Origin of the sequence: Shimia haliotis (assembly GCF_900114415.1) — a bacterium.
Lineage (GTDB): Bacteria > Pseudomonadota > Alphaproteobacteria > Rhodobacterales > Rhodobacteraceae > Shimia > Shimia haliotis.
Window position 1 is genome coordinate 278,297 of the sequence record NZ_FOSZ01000005.1, and the last position, 22,792, is coordinate 301,088.

23 protein-coding genes and 1 riboswitch are annotated in these 22,792 nt (G+C 57.1%); all 23 genes read left to right on the forward strand.

Annotated features, from left to right (window positions below):
* Positions 1–110 precede the first annotated feature (110 nt).
* The 23 genes from BM069_RS13845 to yihA all read left to right on the forward strand — a co-directional run bounded on the left by BM069_RS13845 (position 111) and on the right by yihA (position 22,789).
* Positions 111–314, forward strand: coding sequence for a hypothetical protein (locus BM069_RS13845; protein ID WP_093324502.1), 204 nt, complete (start codon positions 111–113; stop codon positions 312–314).
* A gap of 94 nt (positions 315–408) precedes the next feature.
* Positions 409–612 carry a hypothetical protein gene (locus BM069_RS13850; protein WP_093324504.1) on the forward strand — a complete coding sequence of 68 codons (204 nt, stop codon included), beginning with the start codon at positions 409–411 and terminating at the stop codon, positions 610–612.
* 257 nt (positions 613–869) lie between these two features.
* On the forward strand, positions 870–1,727 hold the full coding sequence (cpaB, locus tag BM069_RS13855) for a Flp pilus assembly protein CpaB (RefSeq protein ID WP_093324506.1): 858 nt from the start codon (positions 870–872) through the stop codon (positions 1,725–1,727).
* Positions 1,728–1,921: 194 nt separating this feature from the next.
* Positions 1,922–3,319: a type II and III secretion system protein family protein gene (locus BM069_RS13860; protein WP_093324508.1), complete on the forward strand. Its 1,398-nt coding sequence runs from the start codon at positions 1,922–1,924 to the stop codon at positions 3,317–3,319.
* Between the two features lie 12 nt (positions 3,320–3,331).
* A complete protein-coding gene (locus BM069_RS13865) occupies positions 3,332–3,997 on the forward strand; it encodes an OmpA family protein (RefSeq protein WP_093324509.1) in 666 nt (221 codons plus the stop codon).
* A 281-nt stretch (positions 3,998–4,278) separates the two neighbouring features.
* Positions 4,279–5,526 (forward strand): CpaE/TadZ family protein, encoded by a 1,248-nt coding sequence (locus BM069_RS13870; protein WP_093324511.1) that lies wholly within the window; start codon positions 4,279–4,281, stop codon positions 5,524–5,526.
* Positions 5,527–5,541: 15 nt separating this feature from the next.
* Complete coding sequence (locus BM069_RS13875; RefSeq protein WP_093324513.1) at positions 5,542–7,020, forward strand: TadA family conjugal transfer-associated ATPase; 1,479 nt, start codon at positions 5,542–5,544, stop codon at positions 7,018–7,020.
* 6 nt (positions 7,021–7,026) lie between these two features.
* Positions 7,027–7,995, forward strand: a complete 969-nt coding sequence (locus tag BM069_RS13880; RefSeq protein ID WP_093324515.1) for a type II secretion system F family protein — start codon at positions 7,027–7,029, stop codon at positions 7,993–7,995.
* 13 nt (positions 7,996–8,008) lie between these two features.
* Positions 8,009–8,983 (forward strand): type II secretion system F family protein, encoded by a 975-nt coding sequence (locus BM069_RS13885; RefSeq protein WP_093324516.1) that lies wholly within the window; start codon positions 8,009–8,011, stop codon positions 8,981–8,983.
* A 171-nt stretch (positions 8,984–9,154) separates the two neighbouring features.
* Positions 9,155–9,562 carry a tetratricopeptide repeat protein gene (locus BM069_RS13890; RefSeq protein WP_342028858.1) on the forward strand — a complete coding sequence of 136 codons (408 nt, stop codon included), beginning with the start codon at positions 9,155–9,157 and terminating at the stop codon, positions 9,560–9,562.
* Between the two features lie 30 nt (positions 9,563–9,592).
* The gene (locus BM069_RS13895) at positions 9,593–10,441 is read left to right on the forward strand and encodes a tetratricopeptide repeat protein (RefSeq protein ID WP_093324519.1); all 849 of its coding nucleotides are present in this window, start codon (positions 9,593–9,595) and stop codon (positions 10,439–10,441) included.
* Between the two features lie 14 nt (positions 10,442–10,455).
* Complete coding sequence (locus BM069_RS13900; protein WP_093324521.1) at positions 10,456–10,989, forward strand: prepilin peptidase; 534 nt, start codon at positions 10,456–10,458, stop codon at positions 10,987–10,989.
* Positions 10,990–11,105: 116 nt separating this feature from the next.
* Positions 11,106–12,413, forward strand: coding sequence for an ATPase (locus tag BM069_RS13905; protein WP_093324522.1), 1,308 nt, complete (start codon positions 11,106–11,108; stop codon positions 12,411–12,413).
* 254 nt (positions 12,414–12,667) lie between these two features.
* A riboswitch (cobalamin riboswitch) is annotated at positions 12,668–12,875 on the forward strand.
* A 306-nt stretch (positions 12,876–13,181) separates the two neighbouring features.
* Positions 13,182–13,940 (forward strand): metal ABC transporter ATP-binding protein, encoded by a 759-nt coding sequence (locus BM069_RS13910; RefSeq protein WP_093324523.1) that lies wholly within the window; start codon positions 13,182–13,184, stop codon positions 13,938–13,940.
* On the forward strand, positions 13,933–14,835 hold the full coding sequence (locus BM069_RS13915) for a metal ABC transporter permease (RefSeq protein ID WP_212611544.1): 903 nt from the start codon (positions 13,933–13,935) through the stop codon (positions 14,833–14,835). The genes BM069_RS13910 and BM069_RS13915 overlap by 8 nt, the downstream gene beginning before the upstream one ends.
* Positions 14,832–15,725, forward strand: a complete 894-nt coding sequence (locus BM069_RS13920; RefSeq protein WP_093324525.1) for a metal ABC transporter solute-binding protein, Zn/Mn family — start codon at positions 14,832–14,834, stop codon at positions 15,723–15,725. The genes BM069_RS13915 and BM069_RS13920 overlap by 4 nt, the downstream gene beginning before the upstream one ends.
* A gap of 92 nt (positions 15,726–15,817) precedes the next feature.
* Entirely contained in the window at positions 15,818–16,060 is a 243-nt protein-coding gene (gene yidD, locus BM069_RS13925) for a membrane protein insertion efficiency factor YidD (protein ID WP_093324526.1), read from the forward strand.
* Positions 16,061–16,123: 63 nt separating this feature from the next.
* Positions 16,124–16,627: a hypothetical protein gene (locus tag BM069_RS13930; protein ID WP_093324528.1), complete on the forward strand. Its 504-nt coding sequence runs from the start codon at positions 16,124–16,126 to the stop codon at positions 16,625–16,627.
* A gap of 361 nt (positions 16,628–16,988) precedes the next feature.
* The gene (gene ttcA, locus BM069_RS13935; protein WP_093324529.1) at positions 16,989–17,858 is read left to right on the forward strand and encodes a tRNA 2-thiocytidine(32) synthetase TtcA; all 870 of its coding nucleotides are present in this window, start codon (positions 16,989–16,991) and stop codon (positions 17,856–17,858) included.
* Positions 17,859–17,918: 60 nt separating this feature from the next.
* Complete coding sequence (locus tag BM069_RS13940; protein WP_093324531.1) at positions 17,919–19,463, forward strand: putative bifunctional diguanylate cyclase/phosphodiesterase; 1,545 nt, start codon at positions 17,919–17,921, stop codon at positions 19,461–19,463.
* Positions 19,464–19,581: 118 nt separating this feature from the next.
* The gene (yidC, locus tag BM069_RS13945; RefSeq protein ID WP_093324533.1) at positions 19,582–21,393 is read left to right on the forward strand and encodes a membrane protein insertase YidC; all 1,812 of its coding nucleotides are present in this window, start codon (positions 19,582–19,584) and stop codon (positions 21,391–21,393) included.
* Positions 21,393–22,136, forward strand: a complete 744-nt coding sequence (locus BM069_RS13950) for an MOSC domain-containing protein (protein WP_093324534.1) — start codon at positions 21,393–21,395, stop codon at positions 22,134–22,136. The genes yidC and BM069_RS13950 overlap by 1 nt, the downstream gene beginning before the upstream one ends.
* Positions 22,136–22,789, forward strand: a complete 654-nt coding sequence (yihA, locus tag BM069_RS13955) for a ribosome biogenesis GTP-binding protein YihA/YsxC (RefSeq protein ID WP_093324536.1) — start codon at positions 22,136–22,138, stop codon at positions 22,787–22,789. Before BM069_RS13950 ends, yihA begins: the two co-directional genes overlap by 1 nt.
* The last annotated feature ends 3 nt before the right edge of the window (positions 22,790–22,792 follow it).

The following is a 22,792-nucleotide window of genomic DNA, read 5'->3' on the forward strand; positions in this document are numbered from 1 at the left end:
TAGGAACCGGGTCTTAAGTCGCAGAATGCGGAGGCGGGGGATCTTTCGGATCACCCCGTCTTTTCGGACAGAACGTCTGCTTTCTCAACTGATCAATTGGAGGACTAACCATGATCAAGTTTATCAAGAACTTCCGCAAAGACGAAACCGGTGCTGTCACCGTGGATTGGGTTGTTCTGACTGCAGCCGTTGTCGGTCTGGCCGTGGCTGCGTACAGCGCGATCGAAACTCAGACTGCCAACCTTGCCGGCGCAACCGCCGACACTCTGGCAACTCAGGATGCATCGCCGACCACGATCCCGACTACTCCGTAATAGGGTGTGGGCACTATCAGTTCGCGTGGACGTCAAAGCGACGCCCACGTGAGCTCTGACCCGATGTCAGAATGACATCACCGAGGAGGATGCTATGAAACTGTTTTCCAAACGCTTCCGCGACGATGACGCGGGCGCTGTCACCGTGGACTGGGTCGTGCTGACCGCTGGCATTGTTGGCCTTGCGATCGGTGCATTCGCCGCAGTCGAAAGCAACACCGCTACCCTCGCGGGGGCCGCCGCCGATCAGGTCGGCGCCCAGGATGCAAGCCCGACCACGATACCAACGACTCCGTGATTGCGGCCTGCCGTACGACCTAAAAGGGACCTTGCCGTCACTGGCACGGTCCCTTTTGTTTTCTTGCACATCGCCACCGTTCTCTTTGGTTGCGCCATACGAACCAATCACGCCTAAATGCGCGGATTTTCTAGAATCCGTCACAAAACGACACCGCCGCGACCCACAAATCGCCACATTTGACCCCCAAAACACATGTCGAGCACACGTCCGCCGACCGCTTTGTCAGCGTGACAATAACATCGAGGTAAATCGCCATGCGCGCTATTTTTGCTGCAGTATTGCTTGTCGGTCTCGGGATCGCCGGTTTCGCGGTCTACATGGCCCAGAACTACATTCAAGGCTACGAATCCGCTCTGGCCAGACAAAAAAACGAAACCCCGTCCATTGAATTGGTCGAAGGCTTCATTGTGTCCCGCCCGATGAAATACGGTGAAACACTTGAGCCCAAAGATCTCCTTCGCGTCAAATGGCCAAAGAAAGCCATGCCCGAGGGCATGTTCCTCAAAGCCGAGGAAATCTTCCCCCCCAACGACGACCGCCGTCGTGTGATGCTGCGTAGCATGGAGAAGGGTGAGCTTTTGATTGCGGCCAAGGTCACACAACCTGGACAGCATGCGGGCATCACGTCGCGTCTCAGCTCCGGACAGCGGGCGTTCACCATCAAAGTCGACGCAACTTCCGGCGTGTCCGGCTTCCTGCGCCCTGGCGACCGCGTTGATGTCCTGTGGACAGGCAACCCCAGCGGCGACCGCGACCGCGGCGAAATTACCAAATTGATTGACGCAAACGTCAGCATCGTGGCGATTGACCAATCCACAAACGAAGAAGAAGAAGCCGGCCGTGTGGCCCGCACCGTGACCGTGTCCGGCACTCTGCAACAGGTCGCCGCCCTCGAATTGGCTCAGCAAACGGGACGCCTGTCCCTGACCCTCGTTGGCGCGACGGATGACACAGTGTCCACGGCTGTTGAAATCGACCAACGTCAACTGCTTGGCATCGTCGAGGAAGAGATCGTCGAAGAGGTCGCCGAGATCGAGCAAGAACGGGTTTGTACGATCACCAACAACAAAGGCACCGAGAAGATCAAGATCGTCATTCCGTGCACGAATTGATCCAGCCCCAATCGATCAAAGAACATCCAAAGGCGCCTTCGGGCGCCTTTCGTCCGTCAATATGTGGCATCCTTCACACATTCGTTTCGCGTCCGAAGTCATTGATTATTGCAAAATTTCCGGAACTGACGCACAGTGGATGCAATCGTGGGCAAAAGACCCGCAATCTGAGGCGTGATCGAGAGGCAGGTCACATGACATATCTACGTTCTATCAAGGCGGCCCTGCTGGGCCTTGCCGTCGGGGTCATGCCATTGGTGTCGACTCCCCTTTTGGCTGAAACCCTGCGCGTTGTCCGCTCGGGGACATCTTCAACACTGGGCGTTCCAATGAACCGCGCGGTTGTTGTCGAAAGCGATGTTCCCTTTGCCGAGCTGTCCATCGCCAATCCGGCCATTGCCGACATCTCTTCCCTGTCGGACCGCACCATCTATGTTCTTGGGAAATCCCCAGGGCGCACCACACTGACGCTGCTTGATGCGACGGGCAAGCTGATCACAAACGTCGAAGTGAGCGTCGCTCCTGACATTTCCGAATTCAAAGAACGTCTTCAGCAAATTCTCCCTGGCGAGAAAATTGAAGTACGCACCGCGAATGACGGCATCGTTCTGTCAGGCGTAGTATCCTCAGTTCAACGTCAGCAACGCGCGCTTGATCTGGCACAGCGCTATGCGCCCGAACGGGTGTCCAACCTGATGGTTGTCGGCGGCGTTCAGCAGGTCATGCTCAAGGTTCGCTTTGCAGAAATGCAGCGCAATGTGTCCAAATCCCTGAGCGCCGGTATCGGTATCACCGATGGCACCAGCAACTTCCTTGCAGGCACAGTACTGAACAACCTCGATGCGGACGGCAACTTGCTGCAACGCACAAGTCAGGCAGGCTCGTCGCTCATTCGCTTCGGATCCGGCGGCTTCCAAGTCAGCGTGCTGCTCGAAGCTCTGGAACAAAAAGGCGTTGTGCGCACACTGGCAGAACCCAACCTGACCGCCCTCTCCGGTCAAGAAGCCAAATTCCTTGCGGGCGGCGAATATCCGGTTCCCGTGGCGCAGGAAGAAGGCACAATTTCCGTTGAATTCAAACCCTTCGGTGTGGAACTCAACTTTATTCCGCGCGTTGTCGACAACGACCTGATCAACCTTGAACTGGCCGCGGCTGTCTCCGCGATCGATCCGGCCAATGGCTTTACCAACGGATCCTTCACCATCAGCGCCTTTTCGCGTCGTGAAACATCAACCACAGTTGAACTGCGTGATGGTGAAAGCTTTGCCATCGCAGGTCTTCTCGAGGATGACTTTACCGACAACACCGCACAGGTGCCTTGGCTTGGTGACATTCCGGTTCTTGGCGCCCTTTTCCGCAGCGCCGATTTCCAGCGTTCGCAGTCCGAGTTGGTGATCATCGTAACAGCGCACCTCGTGACGCCGACTCGCGGCGAGGCTCTTGCCCTACCCACCGATCGGGTGAAACCACCGACAGAACAGGAACTTTTCCTGTTTGGTCATGTAACCGGTGGCGAGCGCAAGCAAAAAGGCGCAGCTGGCGAAGTGGCGAAACAGGACTTTTCCGGGTCCTACGGCTACGTGATGGACTAAGGGAGACACGCGATGTTCAAGAAAATTGCAACCCTTGCCCTGATCCTTGCAACCTTCTCGCTCTCGGCATGTTCTGACGGCGACGGGGCGGTCACGCCGTCCTGGTTCAGAGAAGCCGGCTCCGTGATCGATTCCGAAAGTTTTGGTCAAGCGGTGAACAACAATATCGGCGTTCACAACGGTGATCGCAGCTATGTGTTGTCACTGGCCACCCGTTTTGCCGAAGAAGTTGACAGCACCGTCAATTTTGAATTCGACAGCGCGGTTGTTGATGCCACTGCCATTCCTGTTTTGAACGAACAGGCCAACTGGATCCGCCAATTCCCTGAGGTCCGGTTCCGCGTATATGGGCACACAGATGCCGTCGGAAGCGCCAGCTATAACAAATCTCTTGGTCTGCGCCGCGCACGCGCTGTTGTGAACTATCTGGTTTCGCAAGGCGTCGATCGCTCCAGACTTGAGGCAGTCGTGTCGCTTGGAAAAACTCAGCCTTTGATCGTCACTCAGGGCCGCGAGCGCAAAAACCGTCGCACCGTGACCGAAGTCACCGGCTTTGTGGATCGCCACCCTACTGTACTTGACGGAAAATACGCCGAAATCATCTATCGCGACTACGTCGGAAGCGGCGTTGCACCGACCGGTTTGGCGGGCCTGACCTCAACTGGCACAAGCGAATAAATCGCATCAAACACCTTGCTAAGGGCCGCTTCCGAAGGGATGCGGCCTTTTTCGTTGCGGAAACGATGGCAAGCATTTCCCCCGATCGTCGCACAATTCCGCACAATTTCGGCTTTTTGGCCCCAATGTTGCCCAACTTGGAGGTGACTTTCTTAAACATGGGAAAGGTATGTCTACGCAGAGTCGATGTGTCTGAACATGAATAAGGAGACCGGTCAGCTTTTTTAGGCCGTGTCCCCACCAATAATGCGCAACAAGCGCGAAGAAGGAACTTGAGGCTGATGTCGAGTAACGACGCAATGCAGACCGAACCAAGTCCGATCCTGGCATGTACCATTTGCCGGGACGTTCAGAATTTTGAGCTTCTGATCGTGGACATGGAAGAGGCGCTTGGAGAACAATGGGGCGACCTAGGGTTCGAGGACGCTATTCCGTTTATGGCCCAGCCCGACGCCCATCACCTTGAATTTATTGCACTTGCCATCGATGACATGGACGAGGACGACCTGAATGTCCTGACCGATATCATCACAGAAGCGCGCAATCGCAACATCCGAATTTTGCTCATTGCCGAGGATGTCACCCCCGCATCGCTGCACCATCTGTTGCGCCACGGCGCTGATGAGTTCATCCCCTACCCCATTCCCCCAGGCGAATTGCAGGCTGCGATCGACAAGATCCGCTCGGCCCCGTCCGAACCTGAAATAGAACAGCCACAGCAGTCCGTGAAGCTTTCGACCAACGGCGAATCGCGCGAAGGTGTGGTGCTTGCGGTGCATGGTCTTGCTGGCGGCACAGGCGCGACCACTTTGGCCGTGAACCTTGGCTGGGAACTGGCGAACATCGACAAAAAGAAATCGCCGTCCGTCTGCGTTCTGGATCTGGATTTGCAATTTGGATCGGTGTCGACATTTCTGGATTTGCCACGCATTGAATCGGTTTTCGAATTGATCACCGACACCGACAGCATGGACAGCGAAAGCTTCGGGCAGGCGCTTCAGACCTACGAAGAAAAGCTGCACGTCCTGACCGCACCGTCTGATGTGATCCCACTCGACCTGATCGGGCCGGAAGACGTGGAACGTCTGATCGACATGGCACGCAAACACTATGACTATGTGATCATTGATATGCCATCGACCCTCGTGGTCTGGACCGAGGTCATCCTGAACGCCGCGCACGTGTATTTCGCGACCATGGAAATCGACATGCGCTCGGCGCAGAACGCCATGCGCATCAAACGCGCGTTCCAAGCCGAAGATCTGCCATTTGAAAAACTGCGCTACGTGATGAACCGTGCGCCCAAATTCACCGATCTGGCTGGAAAAAGTCGGGTGAAACGTCTTGCCGAAAGCCTTGGCATCGCCATCGACGTACACCTGCCTGACGGCTCAAAACAAGTCGGCCAAGCCGCCGATCATGGCCAAACACTGGCTGAAAATGCGCCGAAAAATCCGCTGCGCAAAGAAATCGCGAAACTCGCAAAATCCCTGCTCGATCTGGATCAGACCGACGAACAGGCCGCGTGACCCGGAGTGACCTAGATGTTTTCACGTTACAAAAAGCCTGAGGCTGGCAAGCCGGCAGAAAAGGCCACGGCCGCCCCCAAGGCAGCCGCTCAAGCCAAGTCGGCACCCAAAACCCCGACCGCAGCTCCGCGCCCGGAAGCGGTGAGCGAAGAATCCAAAGTCATGCGCCGCCCTCTCGCGCCGAAAGCCGCCATCGCCCAATCCGGCGACAAAGAGCGGCGCCGCAAGGAGCGTCTTGGCGAAATCAAGCTTGAACTGCACCGCGAGCTTTTGGACAACCTGAACCTTGCCGCTCTCGACAAAGCGACAGAAAAAGACCTGCGCGCCGAAATCGGGTCAATTGCGACCGAAGTCCTGCAGGAAAAAGCCATCGTGCTGAACCGCGAAGAGCGGACCACGATGTTTCAGGAGCTGTATGACGAAGTCACCGGCCTCGGTCCCCTGGAGACACTGCTTCAAGACGATACCGTGAACGATATTCTGGTGAACGGTCCCAAGCAGATCTTTGTGGAACGCGATGGTAAGCTCGAACTCAGCGACATCGTGTTCAAAGACGAAAAGCACCTACTGCGCATCATCGACAAAATCGTGTCGGCCGTTGGTCGTCGCGTTGATGAATCCAACCCGTATGTGGATGCCCGCTTGCAGGACGGCTCGCGTTTCAACGCCATGGTGCCACCAATCGCCGTGGACGGCTCTCTGGTGTCCATTCGTAAGTTTAAAAAGGACAAGCTGGGCATCGACGACCTAGTGCGTTTTGGCGCCTTTTCCGAAGAGATGGCCGCCTTTTTGCAGGCTGCCGTGTCCACCCGCCTCAATGTGATCGTGTCTGGCGGTACTGGCTCCGGTAAGACCACAACGCTCAACGCTTTGTCCTCTTTCATCGACAACGCCGAACGCATTCTCACGATCGAGGACACGGCGGAACTCCAGCTGCAACAGACCCACGTCGGCCGCATGGAATCCCGCCCGCCCAACGTCGAAGGCAAAGGCGAAGTCTCCCCGCGCGACTGTCTGAAAAACGCGCTTCGTATGCGCCCTGACCGCATCATCGTGGGCGAGACGCGTGGCGAAGAAGTGATCGACATGCTTCAGGCAATGAACACCGGCCACGACGGCTCGATGACCACGATCCACGCCAACAATGCGCGTGACGGCATTTCCCGTCTGGAAAACATGATCGCCATGGCCGGCATTGAAATGCCGCTTAAGGCCGTGCGGAGCCAGATTTCCTCGGCTGTGAACCTGATTGTACAGGCCTCCCGCCTGCAAGACGGCTCACGTCGCATGACATCAATCACCGAAATCACCGGCATGGAAGGCGACGTGATCTCCATGCAGGAATTGTTCCGGTTTCAGCGTACAGGCCTGACACCCGACAACAAAATCATCGGCCACTACACCGCCACTGGTGTGCGTAGCCACTATTCTGAGCGTTTCCGCCTGTGGGGCTACGACCTCCCCGCAGCGATTTATGAACCGACCGCGGGGTAAGCGACCATGCCATTTTCTCCCGAACTCCTCGTTTATGGAGCGATCTTCATCGGTGTCTTCGTCCTCGTCGAAGGCGTCTATCTGACCGTTTTTGGCAAATCCATCAGCCTCAACAGCCGCGTCAATCGCCGGCTGGAGATGATGGACAAAGGCGCCAAGCGCGACGAGGTTCTCGAACAGCTCCGCAAGGAGATGAGCCAACACTCCGAAAACAGAACAATCCCGCTCTATTCACTTCTGGCCGAAAAAGCCCAAAAGGCCGCGATCGCCTTCACGCCGCAACAGCTTATGCTGATGATGGCAGGCATGACCGTTTTTGCCTTCGCAGGTCTGTCTATTGGCACCAGCACCGGCCTGACCGTGCGCATTGCGATTGCAATTATGGTTGGTGTCGGCGGCGTCTATACTTGGGTGAGCATGAAGGCAGGCAAACGCATCTCGCTGATCGAAGAACAGCTGCCTGACGCAATTGAACTTATGGTCCGCTCGCTGCGCGTCGGCCACCCGTTCAGCTCTGCAATCCAGATTGTCTCCAAGGAAATCGAAGACCCGCTGGCCACGGAATTTGGCGTGATCGCAGACGAAAGCGCCTATGGCCGCGATGTAGGCGAGGCGCTAAAGGATATGGCCGAACGTCTGGACATGCAGGATTTACGCTTCCTTGCCGTCGCCGTCACCATCCAGCAGCAGTCCGGTGGTAACCTTGCCGAAATTCTGGCCGGCCTGTCCAAGGTGATCCGCGCCCGTTTCCGCCTGTTCCGCCGCGTAAAAGCCATCACCGCCGAAGCAAAATGGTCCGGCAAGTTCCTGTCCGGCTTCCCTGTTGCCGCGCTGATCGCGATCAACGTGATGGATCCGAACTACTATGACGAAGTGAAAACCCATGAACTGTTCATTCCCGGCTGTATCGCCGTGGGCATGTTCCTGGCCTGCAACCTGTTCGTGATGCGCGTGCTCACCAACATCAAAGTCTGAGGAGGAGACGACCATGACAACAATGGAAGCACTCCAACTGATGCTCACCGACATGCTCGGCCCCAACGGCCCCATGATCGCAGCAGGTGTGATGATTGCCTTCTTCGGGTTGGCTTTTATCCCGATGATCCTGTCGCGCCGCGACGATCCCATCGAGAAACTCAAGCGCCAGCAAGCAGGCGGGTCCAAAAGGGACGGCAAAAAAGAACAGCTGCGCCGCAAGTCGGCAAACGCCAAGCTCGACAAGTACAAGGCGTTCCTTGAACCGCAGAACGCAGAAGAGTTGTCTTCGGTGCGCCTCAAATTGATGCAGGCGGGCTATCCGAGCCGCGACGCCGTGCGCGCTTTTCACTTGGCGCAAATGGTTCTGGGCATCGGCGGCCTTGTTCTAGGCGTTACCTATTTTATTCTTGTAAAACAGACCGATGCCTCGACCACCAAAGACATGCTTATGTGGACTCTGGGTCCCGGCGCCGCTGGCTATATGCTCCCGAAATACTGGGTGACGCGGCGTGTCGAAAGCCGCAAAGAAGAAATCACTGCAGGTTTTCCCGACAGTCTGGACATGATGCTTGTCTGCGTCGAGGCCGGTCAGTCTCTGGACCAATCCATTGTCCGCGTCGCGTCCGAGTTGCGCGCCTCCTATCCTGCCTTGTCTCAGGAATTCCAGATCGTCGCGCATGAAATGAAGGCCGGCAAAGACAAGGCACAGGTTCTCGGCGATATGGGCGAGCGTTGCGGTGTGCAGGACGTGAGTTCCTTTGTGACCGTGCTCATCCAGTCTGCCACTTTTGGTACATCTATCGCCGACGCGCTGCGCGTCTATGCGGGGGAAATGCGTGACAAACGTGTGATGCGTGCCGAAGAGGCCGCAAACAAGTTGCCAACCAAAATGACGCTTGCCACAATGATGCTGACAGTGCCTCCACTTCTGATCATTCTGGTGTCCCCATCCATTATCGGGATCACAAGCTTCGGGGCACAATAACAACTGACTGACGTGCTTATGATACTCCGGGCCCTTGCCCTACTGATATCCCCCTTGCTTCTGGCCGCCTGTCTTTCGGGCGGCCAGTCTGCGCCTGCAGACAGCCCCTTTGCACCGCCTGTCGATACGTCCAAAGAGGCTGTAGATCCCGTTGTCGTGGGCTGGCGCCTGATGGAGGCCGGAGAATTTGAACTGGCCCTGCAATCGTTCTACCGCGCGGCAGCCCAAACCGGAGCTACAGCAGACCTCCTTGCGGCGGCAGGAACCGCCAACCTTGGACTGGGGCGCCTTGGACAAGCCGAAGACCTGCTCCGCCAGTCACTCGACCTGGAACCGGATCACGCCGAAACATGGAACAATCTCGGTGTCGCGCTCATGGAACAAGGCAAATTGCCCGAGGCTGAACTCATCCTCAAAAAGGCTTTCGCACTGGACAATGGCGAAAGTGACGCAATTCGCGATAATTTACGCTTAGCACTCGCAAAAGCGGAAAATCCTGCTTATGATGGCGGAAACACACAAGAATACAAATTGGTGCGGCGGGGTAGCAGCGACTACCTGATCCGGCAAACACCATGATCGAGGTTGAAGCAGTAGGGGACGCACAGCATGCGCCATCCTTTCATTGGGACAGTCTGTCTTGTCGGAGCGTTCGCTCTGTCGGCTTGCACAGACAACGAAGAGGCCAATGTTGAACGCGCGATTCAGGACGTGAACGCGGTCGACGGGACAAATCTTTCTGACGTGATGCTCACGGTGGCGGATCCGGACGAAGGCGTTGTGTATTTCCAACGCACCCTTCAGGACAATCCGGACCGGATCGACCTGCAAAGAGGTCTGGCAATTTCTTTTGTCAGGGCGAAACGGTTCACCGAGGCCGTGCCAGCATGGCAGCGCGTGGTCAAGCACGCTGACAGCACCGACAGCGATCGCGTCGATCTTGCGGACACGCAGATCCGTGCAGGTCAATGGGACGAGGCTGAAGCCACACTGGACGCGGTACCGCCCACGCATGAAACTTTCAAACGCTATCGCCTCGAAGCGATGATTGCGGACAGCAATCAAGAGTGGAAGAAGGCCGACAGCTTTTATGAAACCGCTGTTGGTCTGACGACCCGCCCCGCCGGTGTGATGAACAACTGGGGCTATTCCAAACTGACCCGCGGCGACTATGCCGAAGCCGAACGTCTGTTTGGGGACGCCATTCGTCAGGACAGCACCTTGTTCACGGCCAAGAACAACATGGTTTTGGCCCGCGGCGCCCAGCGCAACTACACGCTTCCGGTCTTCCCGATGGTCCAGACCGAACGCGCTCAGTTGCTGCACACAATGGCATTGTCAGCCATCAAACAGGGTGACACCGAAACCGGCAAAGCCCTTTTGCGCGACGCGATTTCGACCCACCCGCAGCACTTTGAAGCCGCCGTGCGTGCGCTGCGTGCCCTCGAAGACGCCTGACGCGAGCAGAGCCTATGCACATCGAAGCCACAACGGCGCTCTGGTTTCTTTTGCCGGTGCTGCCGATCTGTCTGCATATCTTCTATGTGGACATGAAATACAAAAAGATCAGCAACAGGGTCGTTTGGGTGCTGTTCCTTGTCTTTGTGGTCTTCGGTCTAGCCCTCCTTCCGTTTGAAACATTCCTCTGGCGATTTGCCAACTATGCCGTTGTTTTTGCTGTCGGGTTTATCATGTGGATGGCTCGTCAGATGGGGGCCGGAGATGTCAAACTCGGGGCTGTTATGGCGCTGTTTATTGATCGGGCGGATGCCAACAGTGTGCTCTGGATTGCTTTCGCGGCCATACTCGGCGCCACAGCGGCCACGCTCTTGGCGCGCTGGACACCGCTCAAGCGGCTGGCCCCCGATTGGGCGGCATGGCACACACCGGACCAGGACGATCCGAACGCAGTGGGCGGCGGCAAACAATTCACCGTGCCAATGGGCACCGGTCTTGGCCTCATGCTCTGCACCTACCTGATCCTCGGCGCTTTGACAGGCCAGTAAGGCACGTCACTTTCCCCGCTACTGGCCACAACTGGCCCCAAATTCGCCCATTTTTCACTGTTTAAGATTTGGAAACACGAAAGGGGCAGAATGCCTCGAACTTGGAGTTTTCGACGATGAACATGCAGACCAGCAACGTCATGGCCCCTCCTCCTCCCAAGAGGTTGGAAGACATGCAGCTTTCGGCCGTGATGATGCGGGACATCCTGCTGAAAACCATGTTCCGCAAAAACGTCGATATGGTGTCGGATGTGGCCAAGGCGGTTTGCCTGCCGCTGGCGGTGACCCAACAACTCGTTGATATGGCCCGCGAACAGCGCCTTCTGGAGGCCACCGGCACCCTGAACGCCAACAGCGGCAACGAAATGGGCTATCAGCTCACCGATGCAGGCAAAGCCCGCGCACTCGATGCTCTGGCACAGTCCGAATACTTTGGCGCCATGCCCGTGCCGCTGGATGTTTACCGTGAGCAGATCAAGCGTCAGTCGATCCGCAACATCCAAATCACCCGCGATCAGCTGACCAACGCTATGGGTCACTTGATCCTGCCGCCGACCCTTCTGTCGGAATTGGGTCCAGCCGTCAGCTCTGGTCGCTCGATCCTGATGTATGGCCCGCCGGGCAACGGTAAATCCTCGATTTCCAACGGCATCCGCGACGCAATGGGTGACAAGGTCTACGTGCCTCACGCGATCGAATATTCCGGTCAGGTGATCACCGTCTACGACCCGATCGTGCATTCTGCGGCCGAGGGCGATTTGCAAGACGCCAACAGCCTGCGCCGCACCGCGCGGTTTGACAGCCGCTATGTCAAATGCGACCGCCCCACAGTGATCACCGGTGGTGAATTGTCACTGTCCATGCTGGATCTGGTCTACAATCCCACCGCGCGCACATATCAGGCCCCCCTGCAACTAAAATCCACCGGAGGCATCTTCATCGTCGACGACCTTGGCCGCCAGGAAGAGCCCCCGCAGTCCCTGGTAAACCGCTGGATTGTTCCGCTTGAGGAAAGCAAGGACATCCTCGCGCTGCAATCTGGGGAAAAATTCGAGGTGCCGTTTGACACGCTGGTGATTTTCTCCACCAACTTCCATCCGAATGAGATCTTTGACCAAGCCGCCCTGCGCCGGATTTTCTACAAGATCAAAATCGATGGACCAAGTCAGGAAAACTTCCTGAAAATCTTTGCGCTCGTGGCCAAGAAAAAGGGCATGCCGCTCGACGAAAGTGCGCTCATCCACTTGCTCAAACACAAATATCCCACGATCGACAACATCTATGCCAACTACCAGCCGGTCTTCCTGATCGATCAGATGATTTCGATTTGCGAGTTCGAAGGCATCCCCTATCAGATGTCGCCCGACCTGATTGACCGCGCTTGGGCAAACATGTTCGTCAAGGACGAACACATCGTCAAATAAGCCCGACAAGACCGGGCTGCTGGCGTTCTTCGCGCAGCCCGATCCGTGGATTAAGGCCCGCCCGCTTTTGGCAAAAGGCAAGCGGAGCGCGGCCTCACAAAAGACAGCGCCAACGGCCTTTTGAGCAATTCGCACAATAAAACGCTAGAAACCCTACCGACCCTCGCGGGTGTTTCCGCCGTGATTTCAGCCCCTTAAACCCGCAGCGACACTTCGTCATCCGGCAACGACTCTTGGCGAATCACACCTAATCATGCTTTGACGAAAGAGATGGCTCCGAACCGCGCGCGTGGTGAGGTGTAAAAGGGAATGCGGTGCGATCCCCAAAGATCAACTCCGCGACTGCCCCCGCAACTGTAGGCGGCGAGCGACCCGAGATCGACCACTGGACATTTTGTCTGGGAAGGATCGGGACAGCTTTGACCCGCAAGTCAGGAGACCTGCCATCCGCACTAAACGAACCTGGGCGGGGTGTCCCGGAGGGAGATGACAAAGTTTCCGGCGGTCTTTTCCGTGCAAACCTTGCGCTCGCTTTGCTCCCGTCCAACCGGAGGAGGCCATGCTGTTGCATTGCGCTAGACTTGAAATTCGGATGCCGCGCTCTCGCGCCGACGCACCTTTTTTGGGGGTGCACTAATGCGGGCTGCCAAAACACCGACTTCGCGCCCTTCGCTGCGATGCCTCACAGAACTTAGCCTGCCGATCCTGATAGCTGGCGCTCTTGTTGTCTCGGCCATCCTCTGGCTTGCCATATATGCGGTGCTTTGAATGTCGTCGGTTCTTGAACTTCGCAACCTTGCGCTCGGCTACCGCGACCTGACCCTGTTTCGCGGCCTGTCCATGGACATCGAGTCCGGCTCCACTCTGGCGGTCCTAGGCGCCAATGGATCAGGCAAAAGCACCTTCGTCAAAATGTTGCTCGGCCTGATTGATCCGCTGGCGGGAAACCTGAACTGGACACAGGGCAAACCAAGAGAGATCGGCTATCTGGCGCAAATGACCGAATTTGACCGTCGTTTTCCGATCCGGGTGCGCGATCTTGCTGCGATGGGCGCATGGCGCGGATTTGGCCTGCGCCGCGGCTTGGACGCCGCGGCCCAGAAACGTGTCTCTGCGGCTTTGGATGAGGCCGGTGTTCTCGACATTGCAGACCGCCCTTTGCACCAACTGTCCGGTGGCCAATTGCAACGCGCGCTTTTTGCCCGTGTCATCATGCAGGATGCGCCGCTGATCCTTTTGGATGAACCGTTCGCAGCCGTCGACCAAAGCACCGAAGCCCATCTTTTGTCGATCATCCGCCGGTGGCGGGCCGAAGGCCGCGCCGTGGTCTTGGTTGTGCACGATCTCTCCTCCGTACTTGATCATTGCAGCCACGCGCTGCTGCTCGGAGGTCAGGAAGCGGCCTATGGTACCGTCAAAGACGTGCTCACTCCCGCCCGCTTGGTGGCACAGGGCTATATGTCCGAGAGTCAGGCGTCCTGGATGTTCCGAAGCCCCACGCCGATGCAGGAGGCCGCACATGTTTGAACTCTTGCAGGAAATGTGGAGCTTCGCCTTCATGCGCCGCGCCTTTGTCGTGACCACCGTTTTGTCCGCATCGGTCGCCCCCGTCGGCGCCTTTTTGGTTCTGCGCCGTCTGTCTTTGGCCGGTGAAGCCATGGCCCACGCGATCACGCCTGGCATTGTCATCGGTTTCGTGTCCGCCGGCCTGTCGGTTATGTCCCTCCTGATTGGCGGCCTGATTGCAGGTGTCGGCGTGGCAATCCTGACCGCGTTTCTCGCACGTCGCACCATTTTGCGCAGTGACGCGAGTCTCGCGTCGCTCTATCTGATCGCGCTGGCGGTCGGCATTTTCATTCTCTCGGCCGCCGGCTCCGCCGTACCGCTCAAAAGCTTCCTTTTTGGCTCCATTCTTGGCATCGACGATCCATCAATGTTGTTGGTCGGGGGCGTCGCCACCGTCACACTTGTGTCCTTCGCGTTTCTTCTGCGCCCCCTGATTGTCAGTACCTGCGATCCGGTTTTCTTCGAAACCCAGACGCGCCGCCCTTGGCTTGTTGATCAGGGTTTTATGCTCTTGCTGGTGCTGAACCTTCTCGCGGCATTCAAAACACTTGGCACGCTCATGGCCGTTGGCCTCATGATCTTGCCAGCCACCGCCGCGCGGTATTGGGCAAGCACGATCACGGCACAGCTTATCCTCGGCTTTATCTTTGCCGTGTCCAGCTGCTGGATCGGCCTGACTCTGTCTTACTTGTTCCCTGAAACCCCGTCTGGCCCCGCAATTGTTTTGGTCGCCGGCGGGTTCTTTCTGGTTTCCGCAGTTGTCGGCCCGCTCGGCTTTGGCCGCCAACTCCGCAAACCCTCCGTTTCCAAAGACGCCCCGGTTGCGACAATTCAACAGGAAGAGAAAGCACAATGACCCTGATGAAATCCGTTTTTGCCTGTGTGACCGCCACCTCGATCGCGCTCAGCGCCCTTCCGGCAGCGGCCCAAGACAATCTGAAAATCGTCGCCAGCTTTTCCATCTTGGGTGATATGGTTGAGCAGGTCGTCGGCGATCTGGCGAGCGTGACAACAATCGTCGGCCCTGACGCGGATGCGCATGTTTATCAGCCATCCGTGGCAGACGCCAAATCGGTGGCTCAGGCCGACATTATCTTTGTGAACGGGCTCGGCTTTGAAACCTGGTCCGATACCCTGATTGCAGAATCCGGCACCACAGCGGATGTCCATGTTGCGACAACGGGGATCACACCGGTCAAAGTGGACGGTGCCATCGACCCGCATGCGTGGAATTCACTGCTGAACGGAGTCATCTATGTGACCAATGTGGCGGACACCCTTAAAGCAGCCCTCCCCGACCACGCCGACGAAATTTCTGCCAACGCAGCCGCCTACATCGCCAAGCTCGAAGCGTTGGATACCACAACGAAAGCCAAGCTCGCGGAATTGGCCGATAACCGCCGCACCGTCGTGACCGCGCATGATGCGTTTGGTTACCTGGCAGAGGCTTATGGCCTGACTTTCCTTGCCCCCGTTGGCATCGACACAGAGGCGGAACCTTCGGCCAAAGACCTTGCCGTTCTGATCCGTCAGATCAAATCCGAAGGAGTCGCGGCCCTATTCGTTGAAAACATCACCAGCCCCGCGTTGATCAAACAGGTATCCGACGAAACCGGCATCGATATTGGCGGGCGTCTGTTCTCAGACGCCCTGTCCGAGCGCGGCGGCCCTGCCACAAGCTACCTCGCGATGTTTGAACACAACTTGAGCACTTTGCTGACGGCTCTTTCTGACAGCAACAGCTGATCCACTCTTCTGTGGGGGCGGTCATGTCTGTGCCGCCCCTCAATTCTAAGCCTGCCCTTCCCTCGGCCGCCGGCCTGCCCTACATATCCCCCATGACCCCACTCGCCCATATTGCTGCTTTGCCAGTTCGCGCATATCGCCTGCTCTTCAGCCCTTGGGTCGGGTTCAATTGCCGCTATCAGCCGACATGTTCCGCCTACGCGCTGGAAGCGCTGGAAAACCACGGAGCGATCAAAGGAAGCTGGCTCACTCTGCGCCGGATCGGCAGGTGCCACCCCTTGGGCGGAAGCGGGTATGACCCTGTTCCGCCCTCTTGCAACCATGACGACTCCTAGACCGATAGACAATCCGGCATCTGCGCATTAGCATTGTCCTCATTTTGAAACTTGGAGGTTCCCGTGCGTATTTTTAAAACCGCAATTGCTGCCCTTTTCGCCACACTCATTGCTGCCCCCGCTTTCGCTGACAAATTTGTCGGCTATGGCGCTGTCGAAGGCTGGAATGTCTACGTGGACACGGAAAAAAAGAGCTGTATGATCGAGACCAAGGATGATCTCGACAACGTTGTGCAAATGGGCCTCACCGAAGAAAGAGATGTCGCCTACATTGGTATCTTTACCAAGGACAAGACCGACATTCAGCGCGGTTTCAAAAAAGAAGTCGCCATCCTACTTGGTGAAAACGTGTATCTCGGCGAAGCCACCGGCATGCGTGGCAACATCACCAAGGGCTACAGCGGCGGTTACGTCCTTACCGATAATCCTCAGGTGATCGAAGACATTGCCAAGGAGCGCGTGATGGTCGTGTTTCCCGAAGAAGAGTTTTCCTTCATTGTGAACCTTGACGGCACATACAAGGCTCTTGAGTTGGCCCGCGAATGTACCCAAGCGCAAATGAACTGACGACCGTCACGATCGAACAATTCAAGCCGAGCCGCATCCCCATGGGTGCGGCCTTTTCCTTCTTAGGGGAATCACCGAAGGCCGGTTCGCGACTAAGCTGCAAAACCCCGCGCCCAAAAGGTTAACAGCCGCATAGGATTCTCCGCCAACGCAGCCGATTTCATGGCAGGACTTCGCTATCCACAGCGCACACGGCAGGGAATCGCAGCTTTTTGGCACTCTTGCACAAATGCAATTTCCTGAATTTTTTAATAAATATGACCCAACCCAAGAAACGCCGCGCCAAAAGTTTCGTTCGACCGCACCGCAACCAAGCTGGTCTGTGATTGACCGCCGAGTTGTAAGTCACGTAAGGCAAGACATGCTTGATGATCTTGACGATATTCACCCGCTCTTTCACGGCGCGCCTTCTTCGGCCTCTTTCAAGAAGCTGCGCAAACGAATTGTCCGACAAACCCGCGAAGCCATCGAACAGTATGGGATGATCCAACGCGGCACGCGCTGGCTGGTTTGCCTGTCCGGTGGCAAAGACAGCTACACCCTGCTCGCGGTATTGCATGAACTCAAATGGCGCGGCCTTCTGCCTGTGGATCTACTGGCATGTAACCTGGATCAGGGCCAACCAGGGTTTCCGGCAACCGTGCTGCCCGAATTTCTGAAAAAAATGCAGGTTCCGCATCGAATCGAATATCAGGACACCTACTCGATCGTCAAAGACAAGGTGCCCGCCGGACGCACCTATTGTGCGCTCTGCTCCCGATTGCGACGCGGAAATCTTTACCGTATCGCCCGCGAGGAAGGCTGCTCTGCTGTTGTTCTCGGCCATCACCGCGACGACATTCTTGAAACCTTCTTTATGAACCTGTTCCATGGTGGACGCCTCGCAACGATGCCGCCGAAACTCGTCAACGAAGAGGGCGATCTCTTCGTCTACCGCCCCCTCGCTCATGTCGCCGAAGCCGACTGCGAAAAGTTCGCCAAGTCCATGAATTACCCGATTATTCCCTGCGACCTTTGCGGATCACAGGATGGTCTGCAACGCCAACAGGTCAAGCAGATCCTCGATCAATGGGAACGCAACAGCCCGGGACGGCGACAGGTTATGTTCCGTGCGCTCACCAACGTGCGCCCGTCGCATATGCTGGACCCGAAGCTTTTCGATTTCGCCGGTTTGTTAACAAACTCATTCAAATTTGAAGAAAAGGATGGGGACGTTCCGCTGCTTCGTTAACCCCGGAATGAGAAAACTCACGTAAGCTCCTCACCGACTATACCTTGATCAGGAAGCCTCATGCCGGCAAAACTCATCAGATCATTGAAGTCCACTGATGGACGGGAATTTCTGCGCCGCCGCGTGTTCCCTGCGTCTATTCCTTTTCTGACTTTGGCTTTTTGGATGGCGTTTGGTGAGTATGGCCTTCTGCTGGCAGCCACCGTGCTGCCCCTGCCTTTCCTTCTGGCACCCCTAGGCGACAGCGCTGCCTCCTCTGGGGAAGAGGCGGATTTTGACGGCCTGACCGGCTTGCTTTTGCAGTCTGCGCTGGAACGCCGGATGGACGCCCAAATGGCGCATCTTGCCGAAGTCGGCAACGCTTCTGTGTGTTTTTCGATCAAGATCGACAGCTTTGCCCGCCTGCGGGAAAACCATGGCGATCAAACCGCAGAAGAAGTGCTGCGTGTGCTCGCCAACCGCATCCGCGAGGCACTGCGCACCAAAGACATCGTTGCCCGTTCGGGCGACAGCGCCTTTCTGGTTTCGCTTGATCCGGTGCCGCACCTTGATCTGGAAACCGCGATCACAATGGCCAAGCGTTTTCAAGGAAGCATCGAAGAGGCGATCCCGCTCCAGATGGCATCAATCTATGTCACCTGCTCGGTCGGCTTTTGTCTGTCATCGCGCCTGAACCGACCAAGCGCCACAGCGATGATCCAAGGCGCCGAGATGGCCATGTCCGAGGCGCGTCTGTCCGGCCCGTCCAGTATCCGCGCTTATACCGCCGACATGGGCCGCAAGGTGATATCGCGCCGTAAAACGCAATCTGAGGCCGCCCGCACCCTGCAAAAAGATCAAATCAAGGCTTGGTTCCAGCCGCAGATTTCCACAGACACCGGCGAAGTGACCGGTTTCGAAGTTCTGGCCCGTTGGGAGCACCCCGAACGCGGAATTTTGGCTCCGGTCCAGTTCCTCGATGTACTGAACCAGACCGGCCAGATGGGCGAACTTGCCGACCTGATGACCAGACAGGCACTTAATGCGGTACGGGCATGGGATGACGCGGGTTTGCACGTGCCTTGCGTTGGCGTGAATTTTGCCGGAGATGAACTGCGCAGCCCAACACTGGTGGACCGTATTCACTGGGAACTGGACCGCAACGAACTGGACGCAAGCAGACTTGGCATCGAAGTTCTTGAAAGCGTGATTGCCGGAACGCCCGACGACATGGTGGTGCGCAACGTCGAAGCAATCGCAAAACTCGGTTGTAACATTGATCTTGATGATTTCGGCACAGGCCATGCCTCGATTTCTTCGATTCGCCGTCTGCCGGTGAAACGCATCAAGATTGACCGGTCTTTCGTCACCAACGTCGACCGCGACACTGATCAGCAACGCATGATCGCCGCCATCGTCACCATGGCAGAACGTCTTGATCTGTCGACCCTCGCAGAAGGCGTTGAAAACGCGGCGGAGCACGCGATGCTCTCACAATTGGGATGCGCTCATGTGCAAGGGTTCGGCATTGCCCGCCCCATGCCGTTTGACGACACCATTTCATGGATGGAAGAGCACAAAGCAAAACTAGGCCCCGCCCTCCAGATCGGGCAAAAGTCCAACTGACCCAAGAATCCCTGACAAACCTTGCCTACAAGCGGCTCCACCGGCGGAATCCACTTGACCTTTGCCCCCCATCTCTGTTGAACCTCCCCAACGTTTCAACGACAGATGGCAAGTGGCAATGGACGATCAGAACAAGAACCTCATTCTCGCGACGGCGCTCAGCTTTGGCGTCATCCTGATCTGGTTCCTCCTGTTTCCGCCCCCCGAAGCGGTCGAAGACCCCAACGCGCTCCCTGTGGCAGAAGCCACAGTGCCCGCCGCGCCAACTGCGTCTGGTACACCAGCGGCAACAACGCAGGCGGGCGGCGTCACCGAGGAAGCCACCGAAGTGGCCGATGCGCCACGCGTGGATATTGCCACCGATCGCCTGTCCGGCTCGATCTCTTTGCAGGGTGGCCGGATCGACGACCTGAAACTCAACGACTACCGCGATACGCTGGACGAGGACTCGCCCATCGTATCCTTCCTGACGCCAAGCGGTGAGCCAAACGCGTATTATGCGCTTTACGGTTGGGCACCTGGTGCAGGTCTCACCCCCGATCAGGTTCCCGGCGCCAACACACTGTGGACAGTTGAGGGCAACGACACCCTGACCACCGATGCCCCCATCGTTCTTGCGTGGGACAACGGCAACGGCCAGGTTTTCCGCCGTACAATCTCGGTGGATGACAACTATCTTTTCACCGTCAAACAAAGCGTCGAGAACAACGGCTCCAGCACCATTTCCCTCGCGCCCTACGGTACATTGACCCGCCACGGCGAACCTGCAGACATGAAGAACTTCTTCATTCTGCACGAAGGGGCGATGCGTCAGGGTGAAAAAGAACGCAACGACATCGACTATTCCGATATCGCCGACTTTGGCGCGGACCCCGTATGGGGACGCAGAGCCGAAGCAGAAGAAGTCTCCTCCAACGGCTGGATGGGTTTCACTGACCATTATTGGATGGCGATGATGATCCCGCAGTCGGATCAACCCTTCACCTCTGTATTCCGCTACAGCGACAGCCACGACACATATGAAGCCATCGCGCGTTTCCCGACCATGTCGGTTGAGGCCGGCCAAAGCGCCGAAATCGACAGCCGCTTGTTTGCGGGTGCAAAAGAATGGTCAACCATTCGCGACTACGAGAAAAACCAAGGCATCTTCCGCTTCCTCGACACCATCGACTGGGGTTGGTTCTTCTTCCTGACCAAACCGATCTTTGCCCTGCTGCATTGGCTGAACGCCATGATCGGCAACATGGGCTGGGCGATCATCGCCCTGACTGTGATCCTCAAGATCATCGTTTTCCCGCTGGCGTACAAATCCTACGCCTCCATGGCGAAGATGAAGGAACTTCAGCCACAGATGGAAAAGCTCAAGGAAGCTGCGGGCGACGACCGCCAGAAGATGCAGCAATCCATGATGGAGCTCTACAAGAAGGAAAAGGTCAATCCAGCTGCCGGCTGTCTGCCGATCCTGATCCAGATTCCGATCTTCTTCTCGCTCTATAAGGTGATTTTCGTCACGCTCGAACTCCGCCACGCGCCATGGTTCGGCTGGATCACCGACCTGTCGATGCCCGATCCCTCCTCGATCTTCAACCTGTTCGGCCTTCTACCGTTTGTGATTGGCGATCTTGGTTTCTTCGAAATCTTCAGCCTCGGCATCCTGCCGATCCTGCTGGGTATTTCGATGTGGCTGCAACAGAAACTGAATCCGGCCCCCACCGATCCGACCCAGCAAATGATCTTTGCATGGATGCCGTGGGTCTTCATGTTCATGCTCGGCAGCTTTGCCTCCGGTCTGGTTGTCTACTGGATCACCAACAACGTCATCACTTTCGTGCAGCAGTATGCGATCATGCGTCAGCACGGCTACAAGCCTGACGTCTTTGGCAACATCAGGTCGAGCTTCAAGAAAAAGCCCAAGGAGGACGCCAAGTAATGGGCCTGGTAACAGCTCTTTGGCGACACCCAATCAAGGCCCACGGACGCGAGTCCGTGGGTCATGTTTCTTTGGTTGAGGGCCAGACCTTCCCGTGGGACCGCTGCTATGCCGTCGCCCACGAGGCTGCCAAAACCGAGGGCGGAGAATGGGCCTCCTGCGCCAACTTCTCCCGCGCTGCGAAAGCTCCTGCCTTGCAGGCGATCACCGCCAAAGTGGATGAGCGCAGCGGCAAGATCACCCTGCAGCACCCCGAGCTGTGGGAGCTGACCTTTGATCCCGAGACCCAAGGCGACAAGCTGATACAGTGGGTGCGCCCTCTGATGCCCGCCGACCGCGCCGCCTCCACCAAACTGGTGCCAGCAGGCGAGGTCGGCATGACCGACAGCCCCTTCCCGTCCATCGCCATCCACACCACCGCCAGCCACCGCGCTGTCGAAGGCCGCCTTGGCCGCTCGCTCTCCACCGAGCGCTGGCGCGGCAACATCTGGCTTGACGGTTTTGCCCCGTGGGAGGAGTTCGACTGGATCGGCAAAACCCTCCGCATCGGCACCACAGAAATCGAAGTGCGCGAACGCATCACCCGCTGCCTCGCCACCACATCCAACCCCGACACCGGCCGGCGAGACGCCGACACGCTTGGCGTTCTGAACGACTCCTTTGGCCATCAGGACTTTGGCGTCTACGGTGTTGTGACCAAATCCGGCGACATCACTGTCGGCGACATCGCAGAGGTTCTCTGATGCAACTGCCCTTCCCGCTGGTCGACGAGCCAGAACCCATCGCGCTGGAGCGTGGCCGCAAACTCTTTGACGGCTCCAACTCCGACTTCCTCAAAGGCGTCGTCGCCATGGACGGCCTGCCCGCCGGCGACCGTATGGAAGTTTGCTTTGCCGGCCGCTCCAACGTCGGGAAGTCCAGCCTCATCAACGCGCTGACCAACCGCAAGGGTCTGGCACGCGCCTCTAACACCCCGGGCCGCACACAAGAAATCAACTTCTTCACCCTGATGGACAGCCACTACCTCGTGGACCTTCCAGGTTATGGCTACGCCAATGCGCCGATTCCTGTTGTGGAAAAATGGCAGCGCCTTCTAAAACGCTACCTTTCGGGCCGCGCCAACCTGCGCCGCGCCTTTGTCCTGATCGACACCCGCCACGGCGTCAAAGCCGTTGACGAAGAGATCATGAGCCTTCTGGACAGCTCCGCCGTGACCTTTCAGGTGGTGATGACCAAGGCCGACAAGGTCAAAGACAAAGACCGCGAAAAGACGCTTAATCAGGTACGCGAGAAACTCTCCAAGCACCCCGCAGCCTACCCCGAACTGGTGCTGACCAGCTCGGAAAAAGGCGACGGCATCGCGACGTTGCGGGCCATCATTGCTGGTCTGGACTGATCC

Bases quoted from the DNA above. Each gene is read 5' to 3' on its own strand.
- BM069_RS13910 (WP_093324523.1), top strand. From the start codon at position 13,182: ATGTCGTCGGTTCTTGAACTTCGCAACCTTGCGCTCGGCTACCGCGAC.
- BM069_RS13885 (WP_093324516.1), top strand. From the start codon at position 8,009: ATGACAACAATGGAAGCACTCCAACTGATGCTCACCGACATGCTCGGC.
- BM069_RS13905 (WP_093324522.1), top strand. From the start codon at position 11,106: ATGAACATGCAGACCAGCAACGTCATGGCCCCTCCTCCTCCCAAGAGG.
- cpaB (WP_093324506.1), top strand. From the start codon at position 870: ATGCGCGCTATTTTTGCTGCAGTATTGCTTGTCGGTCTCGGGATCGCC.
- BM069_RS13940 (WP_093324531.1), top strand. From the start codon at position 17,919: ATGCCGGCAAAACTCATCAGATCATTGAAGTCCACTGATGGACGGGAA.
- ttcA (WP_093324529.1), top strand. From the start codon at position 16,989: ATGCTTGATGATCTTGACGATATTCACCCGCTCTTTCACGGCGCGCCT.
- BM069_RS13915 (WP_212611544.1), top strand. From the start codon at position 13,933: ATGTTTGAACTCTTGCAGGAAATGTGGAGCTTCGCCTTCATGCGCCGC.
- BM069_RS13890 (WP_342028858.1), top strand. From the start codon at position 9,155: ATGGAGGCCGGAGAATTTGAACTGGCCCTGCAATCGTTCTACCGCGCG.
- BM069_RS13845 (WP_093324502.1), top strand. From the start codon at position 111: ATGATCAAGTTTATCAAGAACTTCCGCAAAGACGAAACCGGTGCTGTC.
- BM069_RS13860 (WP_093324508.1), top strand. From the start codon at position 1,922: ATGACATATCTACGTTCTATCAAGGCGGCCCTGCTGGGCCTTGCCGTC.
- BM069_RS13900 (WP_093324521.1), top strand. From the start codon at position 10,456: ATGCACATCGAAGCCACAACGGCGCTCTGGTTTCTTTTGCCGGTGCTG.
- BM069_RS13870 (WP_093324511.1), top strand. From the start codon at position 4,279: ATGTCGAGTAACGACGCAATGCAGACCGAACCAAGTCCGATCCTGGCA.
- BM069_RS13875 (WP_093324513.1), top strand. From the start codon at position 5,542: ATGTTTTCACGTTACAAAAAGCCTGAGGCTGGCAAGCCGGCAGAAAAG.
- BM069_RS13920 (WP_093324525.1), top strand. From the start codon at position 14,832: ATGACCCTGATGAAATCCGTTTTTGCCTGTGTGACCGCCACCTCGATC.
- BM069_RS13865 (WP_093324509.1), top strand. From the start codon at position 3,332: ATGTTCAAGAAAATTGCAACCCTTGCCCTGATCCTTGCAACCTTCTCG.
- BM069_RS13950 (WP_093324534.1), top strand. From the start codon at position 21,393: ATGGGCCTGGTAACAGCTCTTTGGCGACACCCAATCAAGGCCCACGGA.
- yidC (WP_093324533.1), top strand. From the start codon at position 19,582: ATGGACGATCAGAACAAGAACCTCATTCTCGCGACGGCGCTCAGCTTT.
- BM069_RS13895 (WP_093324519.1), top strand. From the start codon at position 9,593: ATGCGCCATCCTTTCATTGGGACAGTCTGTCTTGTCGGAGCGTTCGCT.
- yihA (WP_093324536.1), top strand. From the start codon at position 22,136: ATGCAACTGCCCTTCCCGCTGGTCGACGAGCCAGAACCCATCGCGCTG.
- BM069_RS13880 (WP_093324515.1), top strand. From the start codon at position 7,027: ATGCCATTTTCTCCCGAACTCCTCGTTTATGGAGCGATCTTCATCGGT.
- yidD (WP_093324526.1), top strand. From the start codon at position 15,818: ATGACCCCACTCGCCCATATTGCTGCTTTGCCAGTTCGCGCATATCGC.
- BM069_RS13850 (WP_093324504.1), top strand. From the start codon at position 409: ATGAAACTGTTTTCCAAACGCTTCCGCGACGATGACGCGGGCGCTGTC.